Source organism: Sanguibacter sp. Leaf3 (assembly GCF_001425965.1).
GTDB classification, from domain to species: domain Bacteria; phylum Actinomycetota; class Actinomycetes; order Actinomycetales; family Cellulomonadaceae; genus Sanguibacter; species Sanguibacter inulinus.
Genome location: NZ_LMRH01000001.1, coordinates 1,264,469 through 1,282,326, shown reverse-complemented (window position 1 = coordinate 1,282,326; position 17,858 = coordinate 1,264,469). Strand labels below are relative to the sequence as shown.

Genomic DNA, 17,858 nt, shown 5'->3' with positions numbered 1-17,858 from the left:
CGTCCTCCGACTCCTCGAGGTCCTGTGACTTTCCCGACACACCGCACGCCCGACGACCACGGCCCTGGGGCGCCTGCCAGCGACGACACTGCGGCGGCGCTCCCGACCGTCGACATGCCGGACCCGTCAGCGGGCCCGACAGAGCAGGGCGGCGGGCTGACCGGACAGCGCGGCGGCCCCGCGGGGCAGAGGCCCAGCCCCGCAGGGTTGAGCGGCAGCCCGGCTGCGCAGAGCGGCAGCCCGGCTGGGCAGACCGGCAGGTCGGCTGGGCAGACCGGCACGCCCGGGCGTCCGTGGGAGAGCTGGGAGCCCGGCGTCCGAGTGATGGTCCGCACCCGGCTCCCCGAGGGATCGAGCCACCTCTACACCGACGTGCTCGGGACGATCACGGACCGCAGCGACGAGGCACTGACGATCGAGACCCGGACGGGGACTGTCGAGGTCCAGCTCGACTCCGTCGCGACGGGGAAGATCGTGCCACCGGCACCTCCGCGCCGCCGGCCCCGCGAGGGCTGAGCGGCAGGCAGGCGGGCAGGCGGGCAGGCGGGTCAGCCTGCGGGCCGTGCGCCGTCGGGCCGGTCGGTCAGCCGGCCTGTGGCTCGCTGAGCTCCACGCTCGCAGCAGCCGGGTCGACCGCGAGGACCTGCGCGCCCTGGCGACCACGCTCGGTGAGGTCCGTCTGCCACCCGTCGGCGCCGATCTGGAGAGACCGGGTCGACCGGTCTGGCGCTGGCGCGCCACGGAGCGGGTCGGCGCGGTCGAAGAACTCGTCGACCTGAGCGCCCTCCTCGAGCCGAGAAGCCAGCACCTCGAGGTCGCGGGCCGCCAGCCGGAGGGCCGCAGCCACCCAGCCCGCGTTGTCAGTCACCATCGCCTGGGTCCTGCGCGGGGTCGTCCGAGCCACCCGCGTGCCGTCGCGGAAGCTGCCCGCCGCGAGCCCCTGCGCGACCTCGCTCACCGGTGAGCCGACGACGAGGTTGAGGAGCTCGGTCGCCACGACGTGCGGCACGTGGCTGACGAGCGCCACGGCCGCGTCGTGCACGTCGTCGGAGAGCGGGTGCACGGCGCTCGCGAAGGGACCCGTGATCATCTCGGCGACCGTGAGGAACGCGTCGAGGTTCGTCGTCTCGTCGAGGGTGACCGCCCAGCGGACCTCGCGGAGCAGATCCGGGTCGGCCGCGGCAAAACCGCTGTGCTCGGTGCCCGCCATCGGGTGGGCACCGACGTAGCGGTCGCCGAGCCCTGCAGCCTGCACGGCATCGCGGACCGGGCCCTTGACGCTCGCCACGTCTGTGAGGACCGTCGAGGCGGGCAACGACGCGGCGAGCCTCTCGACAGTCGCCCGGACCGCACGGAGCGGGACCGCCACCACGACGAGCGGGGCTCCTGAGGCGGCGAGCTCCTCGAGGGTCGCGACGACCTCCACACCTGCCGCGCCCGCGAGCTCGCGGGTCGATGCGTCGGGGTCCCAGCCCGTGACCCGGCGCCCGTCGGCGACGAGGGTCTGCGCGACAGAGCCGCCGATGAGGCCCAGACCGACGACGGCGACGTGCTGGGCGTGCTGGCTCATGACGCGTCGGCCTCTCCACCGCGGGTCTCTCTGACGGCCTCGTCCCCGCGGAGCTCCGCCCCACGGGACGCCCCAGCTCGGGGCTCTCCCGCGCGGTCGGCCTCACGTCCCTCGTCGCCCCACAGGAGTCCTCGGTCGAGCTCTGCGGCGGTCGAGCCCGAACGCACGCTGCCTGCGGGCACCCTGTCGATGTCGACGGTGCGGTCGAGCTCTCCGCGGGACGGGAAGACGCCGAGGGTCTTGACCGAGTCCCCGGCGTCGAGCAGACCGCGCAGGACCTCGTGGAGGTCACCAGACCACGGTGCTGCGTCGACGGTGAGGATGAAGACGTAGCGTCCCTCGAGAGCCTTGACAGGGCGCGTGATGAGGCTCGAGAGGTTCACCCCGCGCGCGCCGAAGGCCGCCGTGATGCGGGCCAGCACCCCAGGACCTGTCAGGTGCGGGGTCACGGCGAGCATCGACCGCCAGGTCGCGGCCACCTCGTCCTGGCACGGCGACAGGGCATCACGACGGGTGAGGAGCAAGAAGCGTGTGCGAGCGCCCGCAAAGTCCTCGACCCCCTGCTCCCACGTGGTGAGTCCGTAGAGCTCTCCGCACAGGGGCGGGCCGAGCGCGACCTGGCCGGGCTGGATGTCGCGGCAGGCTGCGGCGTTCGACGACGCCGGGACGGGCAGCAGGCCGTGACTGTCGACGAAGCCCTGGCACTGGGCGAGACCGTGCGGGTGCGCCGTCGCCTGCTGGGGCGGCGCGTCGCTGCCCGGCAGCACGAAGGCGTCGAAGGTGATCGAGACGAAGGCCTCGTCGACCGCGACGACCTCCGGCGCGGAGACGATCGCGTCGAGGGACGGGACCACATAGCCCTCGACCGAGCTCTCGATGGCGACAACGCCGTGGCTGGCCTCCCCGGAGGCCACGGCGGCGAAGACCTCGGGCACGGTCCGGAGCGGGACGAGGGTCGTCTCGGCAGAGGACCAGCCCGTCGCTGCCTGGTGGGTGAAGCTGCCCTCGGGCCCGAGGTAGGCGAGCTTCGTCACGGGGCCACCGCCGACCGTCGGCGCCGGTGCCGGCGCCGCAGCGGGCACCGGCGCGCTCACGGCGCGGAGACCTCGACGTCGGACCAGACCGGGGTGAGCGCGTCAGGGCCGGGCAAGAACTGCTGGCCGGTGAGCACGGCCAGGACGCGGTTCTCCACGCCCCGGGCACCGAACTCGGCGACCACGTGGGCCAGCACGTCCGAGCTCTCGCAGGTGAAGGACGTGAGGAAGACGTGCGGCCCGGCCTGCGACCGCTGGCTGCGCAGGTGCTGCAGGTCGATCTCGGCGGCGGCGAACACCCCGAGCGACTGCTGCAGCGACCCACGGTGGTCGTCACGCGGCCCGAAGGCCAACCACACCTGGGCGGGCGTGTCGAAGACGACCGGGGCGTCCGGGGTCTCGAGCAGGCCGTACCAGAGGAGCGGGACGGCCTGCAGGCCGGCGCTCCCGGGGAGCTCCTGGAACCCTGCGGGGATGGCAGAGCGCTCGACGACGAGCGTCCCGTGGTCCCCGGCGAGCTGGATGCGCTCCGCGACCGACGTCGTGGTCGGGACGAGGTGCGGGCTCACGCCCATGGTGCGGAGCGCGTGACGGCAGTCGCGCATGCCGGACTCGTCGACGATCGCGACCCCCGTCGCGTCGGCGGTCCGCCCGACCCACACCCACTCGGAGGGCACGGCGACGGCTGCGGTGAGCATGAGCGACCTGTCGCTCGACAGCAGGTTCCGCTCGAGCTCGGGGGTCGGCTGCGCAGGGTGACCGAGGTGCACGACTGCTGCGAGGTTCTCGAGGTTCGCGACGGTCGACAGCGTCGCCGTGGTCGACCCGAGGTCCAGCAGCTCCGCGTCGACGTCAGACCATCCGCCGAGCGTGGCGGCCCGTCGCGCGTGCGGACCGGACTCGCGTGCACTCTTGCCGAGCATGTTCTCTTCCTCGCCTGTTGCGGGCCGACCGTGCGTGACGGTCGTCGGCCGACATCGCTGTCGCCGCGACCGTCACGACGGCCGAGCCTGTGGGGTGGAGCCTGTCGGGCAGGGGCCTGTCAGCCCGCTGGAGGAGCGTCGCAGACGACGCCGTTCTGCGGCTTGTAGCGCCACGAGTTGGACTCGTCGATGACGACCTCGCCCGTCGCGGCGACGGCGACCTTGCGGGAGACCGTCACCGAGAAGCCGGGGTTCCCTCGGCTCTGCGGGAGGCAGCCAGCCCCCGACTTGTGCTCGATGGTCGCGGCCACGACGTCGGAGCGTGCGCTCGTGCTGTCGGTCACCGTGTAGTACTTCGTGCTCCAGGCGACCACGTGCAGGCGTCCGCCGGCGATGTACGACTGCATGAGCACGCCGTGCGGCGAGTCGTTGCGCCAGCGCATGTTGATCTGCCCGACCGCCAGGGTGGACTCACGACCCTCCGGGTAGCGGTCGAACCAGTAGCTGTGCGGCCTGTGCTCGAGGTCGACCATGCCCGCGTAGAAACCGGCGTTGTACGTGGTCGTGGACATCTGCGAGAGGCCTCCGCCGACCCCGTCGACGATCTGCCCGTTCGAGATGATGTGGGCTTCCTGGTAGCCGTTGGCCTTCGTGATCGGGCCGATGACCTCGGTCAGGTCGAAGACCTCACCCGGGAGCACGAGCGTGCCGGTGACCTTCTCGGCGGCGATCCGCAGGTTCTCGGTGCGCACGGGCTCGTTGGTCAGCGGGGTCGAGAACTCTGACACGACCTCGTTGATGCCCAGGGCCTGGAGGGCCTCGGTCGACTGCGCGGGGTCGCTCTCGACCAGCTCGACAGGTGCTGTCCTGTCGTCACCGGTCGCAGCGGTCTGCACGGCGGCGGCGAGGGCCGCCGGGTCGAGCGTCGTACCGGGCAGCCCGGCCTCGATCTGCGGGGTGCCGTCGACGAAGACGAACTTCGCGTCGGCGGCGTCGGAGAGCAGGTCGGTGGTGCGGTCGACGACGTCCTGCACCAAGAGCTCGCCGTCGAAGGCCAGCTGGAGGGTGCCGTCGACTGGAGTCATGGACGCGGCAGCCGCGACCGTCTCGGCGGGGATCTCGGCGCTCTGGTCGGCGACAGTGACGGTCACCGGCGCAGAGGCGACCTTCTCCGCGACAGCGAGGGCCTCGTCGGTCTCGGCCTGGGTGATCTCGGGCTCGACGGCCTCGGTCGGCACGACGAGTGGGCGGGCTGCGGTCAACCACGACGTGCGGACCAGCTCGGTCGCCGCCTCGGCGTCGACGGCGCTGCCCTCGACAGCCTCGGTCGCGACGGCTGCACCGTCGACGAAGCTCACGGTGCCGCTCGTCGGCTCGACCTGGAGGTCGGCCGACATGGTGGCGACAGCGGCGTCGAGCGCCGCGTCGTCGACCACCGTGACCGGCTCGACGGCGTCCCCGCCGGAGATCTGCGAGAGCAGCCGGGACGGCGACAGCGAGAAGGCTGTGAGGCCCTCGACGGTGGCCCGCGCGTCGAAGGTGAGCCCGGCGGCTGCGGGGTCGACCGTGGTGGTCGACTCCCCCGCCGTCACCGGGAGGGGCTCGGCGGCGATACCACCGAGCTCGGACTCCAGACGCTCGATCGCGGCGTCGTTCGACAGACCGCCGATGTCGATGCCGGCGACAGTCGTCTCGCGCGGGATGCGGTCGGCGAAGTACCACTGCGCACCGACGTAGGCGCCGGCGAGCACGAGCACGCCGCACGCGGTCCAGAGGAGGTTGCGGGGCCAGCGTCGGGACTTCTCGTCGCGGTCGAAGTCGCTCAGGACAGAATCCTCCGATGGGTCGGACGTGCTCGCGGCGTCGGTCGACGTCTGGGGTGCGGACTGTGCTGACGTGCTCGCAGCCGGGCCGGCGGACGCCGGGCTGGTTGCTGCTGCGCTGGCGGGGGATCCTGCAGGCTCGGCGGCTGTCGACTGCGCGGGTTCAGGGTCGGTCGCCGCTGCGGTCGCGACGGGCACAGTCGCCTGGACCGCCGGGAAGACCTCGGTCCGGTCCCCTGAACGGACGACCACGGTGTCGTCGTCGTCGAGGTCTGAGTCGTCGAGGTCTGAGTCGTCGAGGTCTGAGTCGTCGAGGTCTGAGTCGTCGAGGTCTGAGTCGTCGAGGTCTGAGTCGTCGAGGTCTGCCTCGTCAAGATCTGCCTCGTCGCCGTCAGGCGCGGCGCCGTGAGACGCGTCGTCGGTCGCCTCGTCAGCCGCAGAGGGCGGCGTCGCAGCAGCGAACGTCGCGGGGTCGGACGGCTCGCGCTCTGTCGTCGGCTCGCTCTCGGTCGACGGCTCGCTCTCGGCCGCCGACGCGTCCTCGACAGGGGGGCGGTCGAGCACCGGGTACGCCGGGAGCGTGCTCTCGCTGCTCTCGGTCGCCTCGGGCGTCGTCTCAGCCTCTGCGTCGTCGCGAGGGACGGCTGGGCCGGTCCCCTCGGTCGGCTCCGGGACAGGACCTGTCGGCGGTCCGGACGTGGTGTCCGTGCCGTCGGGACTGCTGCTCATGACGCTCGCTCCACTCGCGACGGTTCAGGGGCATGACCCCGTGGACTGGCGTGGGATGCTCTCCCCCTGCCGGACCAGTGTACGGGGCGGGTCCCCTGCGGGTGACGGGATGTCAGTCGGTGAACCAGCGCCGCGGCGCGAAGGCCGCCACGCCGATCATCAGCATGCCGCCACCCATCCACACGTAGCTCCACGGGTCGCCCGGGAGCAGCACGTCTCCCCCGGGGCCGGCGGTCGCGGCGACCTGGACCAGGGCGAGCCACCCGAGGCCGTAGGCGACGAGCCCTCCGCCGCCGACCCAGGCACGGACCATCACCGCTGCGGCCAGGACCGCGAGGAGGCAGAGCACGAGGACCCAGGGCAGCCACTGCCTGTGCGCGACTGTGCCGACCAGGCCGACGAGCGCGCCGAGCAGGAGAGCGACGACGTAGCCGAGGACCACGGAGGACCGGCTGCGCACCGGGGCGGCTGCGGGCGGGAGACCAGACATGCGGGACACGCTACCGGCCTTCGCTGACCGCGCGCTGGACGTCGGGCTGCTCGGCCTGCGGCTCTGCGGCCGCGTAGTACTCGTGCGCCAGCCACGGGACGAGCACGTCGTTGCTCAGCGCGTACCAGCCGAGGACCTCGTCGGCCGCGGGCAGGACTGTCGCGGTGGGCCGTCCTCCCGGGGTGCCCGACGGGTCGGCGGACTCGACCCAGTGGACCTGCGTCGCGTGCGCGCGCAGCGCCCCCTCGACCTGCTCGACGACAGGGCGGACGTCGATCGTCGCCACGACCTCGCGCGCAGGCTCGGCGACAGCCGGCAAGGGTCCCTGCGGGAGCGCGGCCGAGGGGTGGGTCTGCAGCAGGGCCTGGAACCACGGGTCGTCCTCGGCGCGGCGGGCGAGGCTCGCGCGCGCGTCGGACAGCACCTGCGGCGGCACGACGTTCCACCAGACGTGGTCGGGCACGTGCGCCGCGTGCGCACCGTCAGCCTCGGCCGCGAGGGCCAGAGCCCGCGTGGTGATCTGGTGCGCCCGGACGTGGTCCGGGTGCCCGTAGCCGCCGCCGGGCTCGTAGGTGACGACGACGGCAGGGCGGCGGTCACGCAGCAGCACGGCGAGACGCTCGGCGCACTCCTCGAGCGAGGCACGCACGAGCGCCCGCTCGGGCACGTCGGTGGCCGCACCGGCCTGGCTGCTGGCCCCGGGGGCTCCGTCGCCCACCCAGGCCATGCCGGAGTCCTCGAGACGCTGACCCTGCGCGAGCGCACCCGGCTGACCGGGGAGCGCGTCGAGGAACACGTGGTCCTCGACGCCGAGCGCACGGAGCGCCTCGGCGAGCTCGGCCTCGCGGTGCTCGGCGAGCGCCGGACCGTCGCCCTCGAGGTGCGCGAGCGCTGTGCCGATGACCTCGCCGCGCTCGCCGCGCGTGCAGGTCACGAGGGTCACGGGTCGTCCCGCCGCCGCCCAGGTCGCGAGCAGCCCGCCCGTCGCGAGCGTCTCGTCGTCGGGGTGAGCGTGCACGACGAGCAGGGGGCCGTCGGGCAGGGTCGTCTCGGTGATCATGGAAGTCCTTCGTCCGCGGAAGTGCTGCACGCCCCCGTGCTGCGCGGTACCTGACCGCGCGTGCTCGCCTGGGAAAAGCCGATGGCTGCCGGGTCGGTGGACCTGGCAGCCATCGGCACAGGACCCGCGCGCCGTGAGGGCGCGGGTCGTGGGTGGATCAGCCGTTCTTGTTGCGCGAGTAGGCGCGCGAGCGCTCGTTCTGGTCGAGGATGACCTTGCGGATGCGCACGACCTCGGGGGTGACCTCGACGCACTCGTCCTCGCGGGCGAACTCGAGGGACTCCTCGAGCGTGAGGTGCTTCGGCGGGGTCAGGTTCTCGAAGGTGTCAGAAGACGCCGCACGCATGTTGGTGAGCTTCTTCTCCTTCGTGATGTTGACGTCCATGTCCTCGTTGCGGGAGTTCTCGCCGACGATCATGCCCTCGTAGACCTCCTGCGTGGGGTCGACGAAGAAGGAGCCGCGCTCCTGCAGGTTGATCATCGCGAACGGTGTCACGACACCCGAGCGGTCGGCGACGAGCGAGCCGTTGACACGGGTCTCGATCGGGCCGGCCCACGGCTCGTAGCCCTCGGCGATCGACGAGGCGATGCCGGTGCCGCGCGTGTCGGTGAGGAAGCGCGTGCGGAAGCCGATGAGGCCACGGGCGGGGACCACGAACTCCATGCGGACCCAGCCGGTGCCGTGGTTCGACATGGTCTCCATGCGGCCCTTGCGCTGGGCGAGGAGCTGCGTGACGGCGCCGAGGTACTCCTCGGGGACGTCGATGGTCATGCGCTCCATCGGCTCGTGGCGCTTGCCGTCGATGGTGCGCGTGACCACCTGCGGCTTGCCGACGGTGAGCTCGAAGCCCTCGCGGCGCATCTGCTCGACGAGGATCGCGAGAGCGAGCTCTCCACGGCCCTGGACCTCCCAGGCGTCAGGACGCTCGGTCGGCAGGACGCGGAGCGACACGTTGCCGATGAGCTCCTTGTCGAGGCGGTCCTTGACCTGGCGGGCGGTGACCTTGTGGCCCTTGCCACCCTTGCCCGCGAGCGGGGAGGTGTTGATACCGATGGTCATCGAGATGGCCGGGTCGTCGACCGTGATGAGCGGCAGCGGACGCGGGTCGTCGGGGTCCGTGAGGGTCTCACCGATGGTGATGTCCTCGATGCCGGCGACGGCGACGATCTCACCGGGGCCTGCGGAGTCCGTGGGGACGCGCGAGAGCGCCTTGGTCTCGAGGAGCTCGGTGATCTTGACGTTCTGCATCGTGCCGTCGGCGCGGGCCCAGGCCACGGTCTGGCCCTTGTTGATCGTGCCGTTGAAGATGCGGAGCAGCGCGAGGCGGCCGAGGAACGGCGAGGCGTCGAGGTTGGTGACGTGAGCCTGGAGCGGCGCGCCCTCCTCGTACGTCGGGGCCGGGATCTTGTCGAGGATGACCTTGAAGAGCGGCTCGAGGTCCGGGTTCTCGGGAGCGGTGCCGTCGGCGGGCTGCTCGGTCGACGCGCGGCCGACCTTGGCTGCCGCGTAGACGACGGGCATGTCGAGGATCGCGTCGAGGTCGAGGTCGGGGACCTCGTCCGCGAGGTCGCTCGCGAGACCGAGCAGGAGGTCGGTCGCCTCGGCGACGACCTCTTCGATGCGCGAGTCGGGGCGGTCGGTCTTGTTGACCACGAGGATCACGGGGAGCTTGGCGACGAGCGCCTTGCGCAGCACGAAGCGCGTCTGGGGCAGGGGGCCCTCGGACGCGTCGACGAGGAGGACGACACCGTCGACCATGGACAGGCCGCGCTCGACCTCACCACCGAAGTCGGCGTGGCCCGGGGTGTCGATCACGTTGATGGTGATGCCGTCGGGCTGGCCGGCGGCGATCGCGGCAGGACCGGCGTAGTGGACGGCGGTGTTCTTCGCGAGGATCGTGATGCCCTTCTCGCGCTCGAGGTCACCGGAGTCCATGGCGCGCTCGTCGACGTGCGCGTGGGATCCGAACGCGCCGGACTGGTGCAGCATCGCGTCGACGAGGGTGGTCTTACCGTGGTCGACGTGGGCGACGATCGCGACGTTACGCAGGTCGGAGCGCACAGACATAGAGAAACTCATTTCACCGTGTGGAAGGAACGGGGCAGCGCACAGGTGCGCCGCTGGGTACCCGAGGAGGCCACGCGTCAGCGGTTCGACAGCGGCCCGGATGCTGGCGTGTGCCGCACCTGGGAAGCGCTCGTCGACGAAGAGACGACGTTGACCTATGCAACTGTACCCGGAGCGCAGAGGGCCACGCGAGAGTGTGTCAGGAGACACGTCCGTCGTGGAGGGTGATCACCCTGTCCGCCCTGGCGGCGAGCAGGGGGTCGTGGGTCGAGACCACCGCTGCGACACCTTCCTGGTGCACGAGGTCGTGCAGCAGGTCCATCACCGTAGCCGCTGTCGCGGAGTCCAGCTGACCTGTGGGTTCGTCGGCGAGCAGGATCGACGGCCTGGCGACGATCGCCCGGGCGATCCCGACACGCTGCTGCTGCCCGCCGGACAGCTCGTAGGGACGCTGGTGGCCGTGCCGCTCGAGGCCGACCGTCGCGAGCACCTCGCGGACCCTGGCGTCGCGCTCCCGCGGCTCGGTGCGCAGCAGCCGGAGCGGGATCTCGACGTTCTCGGCGGCCGAGAGCACCGGGACCAGGCCGAAGGACTGCAGCACGTACCCGACGCCGGTGGTCCGCAGCCGGAGCCGCCCAGCGGTGTCCAGGCTGTCGAGCCGCTCGCCGTCGACCTCGACGTGGCCCGATGTCGGCTCGTCGATGCCACCGAGCAGGTGGAGCAGGGTCGACTTTCCCGAGCCCGAGGTGCCACGCAGCACGACGAGCTCGCCGCGGCCGACCTCGAGGGAGACGTCGGAGACGGCGTGCACGTCGCCCGCAGGGGTCGAGAAGGTCCGGCTGACAGCGTCCGCCCGGAGCGCAGGGCCGGTCTGCTGCGTCGCGCTCATCGCTGCTCCCCCGTCTCGTCGGTCGTACCGTCTGCAGTGGCGGCGGGCGCGCCGCCAGGCATGCCGTCAGCCACCGCGTGCCGAGGTGCGGGACCTGGACGGTGGCGTCCGGCTCCAGCGGCCGGTCCGACGGGACCCGGCACCGGGACCGACCCGTCGGGCCACACACCCACGTGGTCAGGCTCGAGCGACAGCCTCACGCGGTCGCGGAGGTCCAGGCTCTCGACGAAGTCGGGCGGCAGCTGGAACCTGCCGACCCTGTCGAGGACCGCGAACTCCTCGGCGACGTGCCGCTCGGTGCCGTGCTCGTCGGTCTCGGTGCGGCGCAGCACCTCGGTCGAGGTCCGGCCGTCGCGGATCTGCACGGTGCGGGCCACGTGCTCGGAGACCGTCGGGTCGTGCGTGACGATCAGCGTGGTCACACCGGTCTCCGCGTTGACCGCGCGGAGCATCTCGAGGACCTCGGCCGAGGTCGCCTCGTCGAGCTCGCCCGTGGGCTCGTCGGCCAGCAGCACCCGCGGCGAGTTGGCCACGGCGACGGCGATCGCGACACGCTGCTGCTGACCACCCGACATCTGGGAGGGCAGGCGGTCCTGGCAGTGCGCGACGCCGAGCAGGTCGAGCAGCTCGAGAGCCCTCCCCCGACGGTCTGGTGCCCGGGTGATGGTCAGCGGCAGCGCGACGTTCTGCGCAGCCGTCAGGTACGGCAGGAGGTTGCGGGCCGCCTGCTGCCACACGAAGCCCACGGTCTGACGCTGGTACCTCACGCGGTCCCGGCGGCCGAGGGTCAGAAGGTCGGCGCCTGCAACCTCCGCCGTCCCACCTGTCGGCCTGTCCAGACCCGAGAGGATCGACAGCAGGGTGGACTTCCCCGAGCCCGACGCTCCGACGAGAGCGACGATCTCACCGGCCTCGACCCGGAGGTTGAGGCCCTGCAGGGCCTGCACCTCGATCCCCTCGGTGACGAAGATGCGCACGAGGTCACGGCACAAGATGTCCGGCGACGCCGGTCTCGGTGCTGCGCTGGCGGAGGCGTGCCGGCCGACGGCCGGGGGCTGGGTGGTCATGTCTCTCACTCCTGTACCGACCGCAGCGTCGCCGCGGAGCTGACCCGTCGTCCGAGGGCCGCTGAGACGAGGCAGCAGACCCCCACGACGACGACGAAGACCCCGAGGACGCCGAGCAGCGCGGCAGGGTCGTAGACGAGCGGCGGTGCGGTCGCACCGCCGGTGAAGGCGCGCAGGTCGACAGTCCGGGCGACGAGCACGGGCAGCGCCAGCCCGAGGGCCAACCCTGCGACGAGGGAGGGGACAGCCCAGGAGGCGATCTCCCAGGTGGTGATGACCCGAGGCCCGCGCGCGGACATCCCGAGGATCTTCAGCACAGCGACGAGCCTCTCGCGTCGACCCGTCGCCATGACCTCGCCGAGCACGATCGTCGAGGCGCCCACGACGAGCGCCACGAGGGTCCCGACGAGGAGCGCGCCCTGCAGCCCGGCGAGCGTCGGGTCGTCGAGGCGGAGCCCGACGGCATCGGCCTGGACCTCGACGGCGCTCGGCCCGGTGATCTCACCGACCCTCGCGACGACGACAGCCCGGTCCGCGTCCTCGACCGTGGGGTCGAGGCGGACCAGCAGGGTCCGCGGCAGGTAGGTGGTCCCGGTCAGGTCGGCGAGGCTCGACCTGTCGAGCAGCACCCAGCCCGACGTGGTCGAGACGCCCGGGACCTCGGGGCGCTGCTCGACGACGTCGAGCACGACGACCTGCCCGTCGACCGTGACGGTCGCCCCGCCCTCGAGCGCGAAGCGGCTCGACACGACAGCCGGCAGCGGACCGCCGTCCGTCGGGGCGGCCAGGTCAGGGACGGTCCAGCCCGGGACGTCCTGCTGGACCTGCGCGAGGTCGGCCGGGTCCACGAGCAGCACCCGCGCCTGGAGCCTGTCGTCACCTGTCGAGAGCGCCGCGGGGCTCACCTCGGTCGCGGTGGTGGCCGCCGCGACCCCTGGCACCTCGCGGACCAGGGCGAGGGTGTCCTCGTCGACGATCGGCCCCGTCGAGCGCAGGTCGGCCCCGATCGCGTCCCAGGTCTGGGTCTCGAGCCCGGTGCGCACCGTGGTCAGCAGGACCGTGGAGAGCACCGCGACGGTCACGGCCACCACGAGCCCGACGAGCGGGGCCAGCTGACCACGACGGTCCCGGGTCGCCGAGGCCGCCCCGAGGAAGGACAGCGCGCCGCGCCGCGAGCGGGCCAGCCGGACGACAGGGGTGAGGAGCAGCGGCGCGATCCGTGCGACCACCACGGCCGTCGCGACCGCCAGCAGGGCTGGCGTCGCGGCGAGCAGGGGGTCCGCACCGCTCCCGGTGTCCTCGGCACCCCGGCGCAGCACGAGGACTGTCGCGGTCGCGGCGACCGCCAGGACGAGCACCTCCCAGACTCCCCGGAGCCAGCTCGTCGACCGGGCCGCAGAGTCCTGACGGACACCGCGCAGCCCTGCAGGAGGTGCGCTCGCCGCGAGCATCACGGCGGGGGCGAGCGCCGCCACCAGCGGTCCGACGAGGACGGCGGGCGCGAAGGCCGTCGGGACGAGCAGCACGGCTCCGAGCAGGCCGAGCCCTCCTCCGGCGATCCCGAGCAGCAGGCCCTCGACGGCCAGGAGGCCGCGGACCTGCAGACCGGAGGCCCCGCGGGCCCGGGCCAGGGCGAGCGCGGTGCGGCGTCGCGAGGCGATGACCCTGACAGCCGCGAGCAGCAGCAGCCCGAGACCCGCGACGGGCCCGGCGGCGAGCAGGGCGACGACAGTCGTCGTCGCGGAGATGTCACGCTCGATCGTGTCGAGGGTCCCGGGGAGCTCCGAGGAGAGCTTGAGGGTCCCGTCGGGCTGGTCGACGCCGTAGGACAGCGGAGCCGCCGTGAAGCCGCGGAGCTGGGAGGAGATGTCGGACAGCTGGTCCGAGGTGTAGGGCGAGGGGTCGACGTCGAACCACACGTCGAGCCTGTCGAGGAACGGGTCGATCCCCGGTCCGCGGTACGCGGCGGCCGTGAGCACGACGCCGACGTTGATGCTGTCGACGATGGCGGGCTCCGCCGCAGACGGGGTGTGGTACCAGTAGTCCTCGTCGGGGTCGTCTGCGGTGTAGGTCCCGAGCAGGACGAAGTCTCCACGGCCGAAGGCCTGGCGGGTCTGGCCGACGTCCCAGGCGAGCCTCTCGGCGGCAGCGGCGGAGAGGGCGATCCCGACGGGCTGCGGTGTCCGCTCGACAGGCCCTTCCGCGAGGGCCAGCGGCGAGTCGTCGATGGTCGGCCAGCGCCCCTCCGTGAGGGTCACGTGCTCTGCGAGGTAGGGGTCCTGGGTCTCGCGGAGGTTGATGGTGGCGACGTCCGAGCGCTCTGAGGTCTCGATCACGACGTCCCCTCGCGCCGAGGTCCGCATGCGCGGGTCGAGGACCCCGGCGCGCAGCGGGTCGGGCAGGGCGTCGTGAGCCTGCCGCAGACCGCCGTCGAGCAACCCGAAGGTGGTCTCCCACTCGTCGGGGACCGCCGACGGCGCTGTCCCCCGCGAGGCGCCGTAGTACGGGGTCTGGTTGCTCGACGAGATGTCCCGGGTGATCGGCGTGGTCGCGGCGAGCCTGTGGCTCGTGATGTCGTCCGAGACCACCTGGACCGCCCGCGGCCACACGGCGAGCAGCAGCGCGGCGACGACCGTCACCAGGAGCACGACAGTCCCGGCCCGGAGGTCGTCGGCGAGCACCCGCCGGACCACCGGGACCCGTCGCTCGGCGCGCGTGGTCCTGCGCGCGGCGAGCGCAGGGCCAGGCACCGCCGGAGTCCGCGGCGAGCTAGACCTGGGTGCGTAGGAGCCTCCGGGGCTGCCGGCTGCGCTCGTGCGGCTCATCGGGCGTCCTCCCGGTGGTCGAGGTCGAGGGCCTGCCTGCGCACGGTCCGGGCCTGGTCCGCGACGAGCAGGCCGGCGCCGACCACGAGGGCGAGCAGCAGCACGACCATCGGGACGACTGAGGGGTGCACACCCGAGGCGATGCCTGCGAAGGCCTCGGGCACGGTGACGCGGGCGAAGAGCCCGGCGACCGCCAGCGTCACCAGCGCACCGGAGACGAGCCCGGCGACGACAGCGCAGCCGAGCACGATGAGGAGCTCAGAGGTCCGAGAGCGTGCCTGCGCGCCCCCGCTCACCCCGACAGCACGCAGCGCGACGACCTCGCCGCGCCGCGCACGGCCCAGGGCTCCGAGGACCGACCACGTCCCCGCGAGGGACAGGGCGACGGCCCCGGCTGCGGCGATCCAGAAGGCCGACCCGATCGAGGGGGCCGGGACCGCGGCGGCGGTACCGGCGCTCGTGACGGTCCACGCAGGCGGGACCTGCGTCTCGACAGCCTCGACGAGCACACCGACCTCCGAGGGGTCCTGGGCCGCCACCCAGATCTCGTCGGCCGCGGCCGGGGCCCGCGCCGTGCGCAGACCGAAGGCCTGCAGCGCGTCGAGGTCGAGCATGAGTGCGGGACCGCCGAGACCGCCGGGCAGCGCGGGCACCGAACCGACGATCTCGAGCGTCACGCGCTGACCGACGACCGTCGCGTCGAGCGTGTCACCGACTGCGGCGTCGAGACGAGCCAAGAGCTCCGGGACGACGACGGCGGGGACCGCCGGCGCGAGATCGGTTGCCCCCGGGTCGAGGCTGGGGTCGGCTCCGGGGGGCATGAAGCGGAGCCGCACCTGGACCGCCGCGGCCTCGAGCACGCCGCTGACCGCGGGCAGCACGGCGTCAGGCGGGCTCGTCAGCGACAGGCTCCCGTCGTACCCGGTGCCCGAGGCCCCGACCAGCGCGTCGAGCAGGCTCCAGGTCCCCTTCGCCCCGGCGAGGTCTGTCGGTTCCGACGTCCCGTCGTCAGCGGCGTCTCCGGAGGCCGCGAGGGTCCCGACGCTCGTGACCGCGAGGTCGAGGGCCACGGGCCCGCGCCGGGGGTCGGCGCGCAGCTCGATGGAGACCACCCGCCAGCGGCTGGTCGTGTCTGGGACAGCGATCTCGACCTCGACGTCGGTGCGTGCGCCGTCGTCGCCGGCGAGGACCGGGAACGAGACGGGATCGGCGCTGGTCTGCACGATGCCGCCGTGCTCGTCGGCCAGCCACACGACCGTGGTGACCGGGACCGGCGGTCCGCCGAAGGCCGGCATCGGTGCCCGGATCCTGCCGGAGAAGCGTGTCTCGTCGATCTCCGCCTCGACAGCCTGGCCTGCGAGGTCCAGGCGCAGCGCGCTGGTCCCCTCGGGCAGAGCCAGGCCAGGCAGCGCCGGGCGGGGAGCCACGACGACGAGCGACGACGCGTCGACGGCAGGTGTCCGCGAGAGCAGCGGCGCGATCTGCTCGCCAGGCACCGCGAGGACCCGGACAGGTCCGTCACCGACAGTGCCCTCGACGTCGAGCACGAGCGACGAGGCCGCGGCAACCCCGGCGTCGACGTCGAGCGCCGGGACCGTGGTGAGCGGCGTGACCACGCCGGTGGTCGTGGTCTGCACCCGGACGTCGCTGCCTGTCGCGAGCCCGCCGACCTGACCGCGCAGGTGGTCCACCGTGCCGCTGTAGCCGCTCGCGAGCAGGACGGAGCCTGTCGCGAGAGCCACGAGCACGGCGGGGACCGTGAAGGCCACGAGCCTGCGGGAGACCTGGCGCGCCGCGTAGACCGGTGCCAGCCCCGGTCTACGGCGGGCGCGACGCTCGACGAGGCGCAGCGTCGGCGCGAGCAGCACGAGGACGACGAGCACGAGGGCGAGCAGCAGGACTCCCGGGGCGGCGACCACGAGGGCCTCCGCCTCGGGGACCGCGAGCCCGCGGGCCCGCCACAGCCGCCAGCCGAGCAGCACGGAGACCGCGCCCAGCAGCACGACGGCGACGACTCCGACCGCGGTCCGGGCCCGGCCCGACGCGTCGACCGCCCGCACCCGGGCGAGGGACCTCGCGTCGACAGCTGTCACCACCACGAAGACCACGGCGACGAGGGCTGCCACACCGGCAGCCGACCCGACGATCCAGGCAGCACCGAGAGTCGTCCACCCCCCGACAGGACCGACGAGGGCCAACGCAGCCCACGCCCCAGCACCACCGAGCAGCGCGCCGCCCACAGCAGCCGGGAGCACCTCGACGAGCCCCAGCCGCCCGAGCTGAGCCGCCGACGCCCCGCGGGCGACGAGGATCTGGCTCTCCCTGGCCCGCACGGCCACGAGCATCCTCGCGAGCTCGACGAGCGACACGAGGCTCACCACGAGCAGCAGCACCACGGGTGCCGTCGTCACGGCACGGGCCGTCGACGCCTGCGCGTCGAGGGCCGCGACAGTCGCCGTGAGCGTGCCGGTCTCGACGACACCACGGACGTCGGCAGAGCCCGCCGTCACGGCGCCGCGCACCCCCGGGAGCCCGGCGGCGAGGGTGGCGACGTCGTCGACGGTGAGCAGCGGGGTGCGAGTCGAGAGCGTCCAGCCGACGAAGGGGTCGTCCTGGACGGCGAGCAGCGTCTGCTCGTCGACGAGGACAGGGCCGTACGGGGGCTCACCCGAGCCGGAGGTCTCGTCGAGGGCGGACCCGGGCACGCCTGGGCCCGGCTCCCAGAGCCCGACGACCACGAGCGGGACGTCGGCGACCACGACGGTGTCGCCGACCTCGAGGCCCAGCGGCTCGGCGGCAGAGGTCGGCAGGAGTGCCTCGCCGGGGCCGGGGACCGTGCTGCCGGCTGCGGCGGTCCGGGCGCTCAGGACGACCTGCTCGAGGGGTGTGCCGTCGGCGGCGCTCGCCGAGCGGGCCTCGGTCGTCAGGGAGCGAGAGACGTCCACGGGGGTCTCACCCGTCGCGGACGCGAAGATCTGGCGCACGGTGCCGTCCTGCGCGGCGGGGTCTGGCGCCAGCCGGGTGGTGACCCGCAGGACAGCACCAGGTCCCGTCAGCAGGTCGGGTGCGGTCCGGACGGCCTGGGTGCTGCTCTGCTCGACGAAGGCGAAGGTCCCGCCGACCGTCCCGGCGACGAGCAGGGTGACGGCGGTCAGGCCGAGGAGCGCCGCCCTGGACGCACGGAGGCGGGCCCGGACGAGGCCTGCGAGCCCTGTCGAGGGTGTCCCGGTCGGGCTGGTACCGGCCCGCGCCCGCTCTGGGGCACGCGCCGGGGCGGCACCAGGTGCCGTCGTGGTCTTCGTCCCCATCGTCCGGGCCCCCTCCGGTCGAGCGTCGCGTCGTCGCGTCGTCCCCCGGCCGTGCTGGACGGCCACGGGGCG

Annotated in this window: 12 protein-coding genes; 1 reads left to right on the top strand and 11 read right to left on the bottom strand. The window is 73.2% G+C overall.

Annotated elements, in window-relative coordinates:
• Window positions 1–24 precede the first annotated feature (24 nt).
• Complete coding sequence (locus ASG53_RS20280) at window positions 25–516, top strand: putative acetyltransferase (protein ID WP_056129484.1); 492 nt, start codon at window positions 25–27, stop codon at window positions 514–516.
• Between the two features lie 67 nt (window positions 517–583).
• Here ASG53_RS20280 and ASG53_RS05485 read toward each other — a convergent pair whose 3' ends face one another.
• From ASG53_RS05485 to ASG53_RS05435, 11 genes are all read right to left on the bottom strand, one after another.
• On the bottom strand, window positions 584–1,570 hold the full coding sequence (locus ASG53_RS05485; protein ID WP_056129483.1) for a prephenate dehydrogenase: 987 nt from the start codon (window positions 1,568–1,570) through the stop codon (window positions 584–586).
• The gene (locus tag ASG53_RS05480; protein WP_235533840.1) at window positions 1,567–2,664 is read right to left on the bottom strand and encodes a prephenate dehydratase; all 1,098 of its coding nucleotides are present in this window, start codon (window positions 2,662–2,664) and stop codon (window positions 1,567–1,569) included. The genes ASG53_RS05485 and ASG53_RS05480 overlap by 4 nt, the downstream gene beginning before the upstream one ends.
• A complete protein-coding gene (locus ASG53_RS05475; protein ID WP_056129481.1) occupies window positions 2,661–3,527 on the bottom strand; it encodes a hypothetical protein in 867 nt (288 codons plus the stop codon). Before ASG53_RS05475 ends, ASG53_RS05480 begins: the two co-directional genes overlap by 4 nt.
• A 119-nt stretch (window positions 3,528–3,646) precedes the next feature.
• The gene (locus ASG53_RS05470) at window positions 3,647–6,079 is read right to left on the bottom strand and encodes a VanW family protein (RefSeq protein WP_056129479.1); all 2,433 of its coding nucleotides are present in this window, start codon (window positions 6,077–6,079) and stop codon (window positions 3,647–3,649) included.
• Window positions 6,080–6,191: 112 nt separating this feature from the next.
• Entirely contained in the window at window positions 6,192–6,569 is a 378-nt protein-coding gene (locus ASG53_RS05465; RefSeq protein WP_056130748.1) for a DUF6113 family protein, read from the bottom strand.
• A 10-nt stretch (window positions 6,570–6,579) separates the two neighbouring features.
• Entirely contained in the window at window positions 6,580–7,629 is a 1,050-nt protein-coding gene (locus ASG53_RS05460) for a PIG-L family deacetylase (RefSeq protein ID WP_056129477.1), read from the bottom strand.
• A gap of 157 nt (window positions 7,630–7,786) precedes the next feature.
• Window positions 7,787–9,697: a translational GTPase TypA gene (gene typA / locus ASG53_RS05455; RefSeq protein WP_056129475.1), complete on the bottom strand. Its 1,911-nt coding sequence runs from the start codon at window positions 9,695–9,697 to the stop codon at window positions 7,787–7,789.
• A gap of 199 nt (window positions 9,698–9,896) precedes the next feature.
• Window positions 9,897–10,586, bottom strand: coding sequence for an ABC transporter ATP-binding protein (locus ASG53_RS05450; RefSeq protein ID WP_056129472.1), 690 nt, complete (start codon window positions 10,584–10,586; stop codon window positions 9,897–9,899).
• Entirely contained in the window at window positions 10,583–11,653 is a 1,071-nt protein-coding gene (locus tag ASG53_RS05445) for an ABC transporter ATP-binding protein (protein ID WP_082543805.1), read from the bottom strand. The genes ASG53_RS05450 and ASG53_RS05445 overlap by 4 nt, the downstream gene beginning before the upstream one ends.
• 5 nt (window positions 11,654–11,658) lie before the next feature.
• A complete protein-coding gene (locus ASG53_RS19800) occupies window positions 11,659–14,478 on the bottom strand; it encodes an FtsX-like permease family protein (RefSeq protein WP_156382672.1) in 2,820 nt (939 codons plus the stop codon).
• A complete protein-coding gene (locus tag ASG53_RS05435; RefSeq protein ID WP_056129464.1) occupies window positions 14,475–17,786 on the bottom strand; it encodes a hypothetical protein in 3,312 nt (1,103 codons plus the stop codon). Before ASG53_RS05435 ends, ASG53_RS19800 begins: the two co-directional genes overlap by 4 nt.
• Window positions 17,787–17,858: the final 72 nt, after the last annotated feature.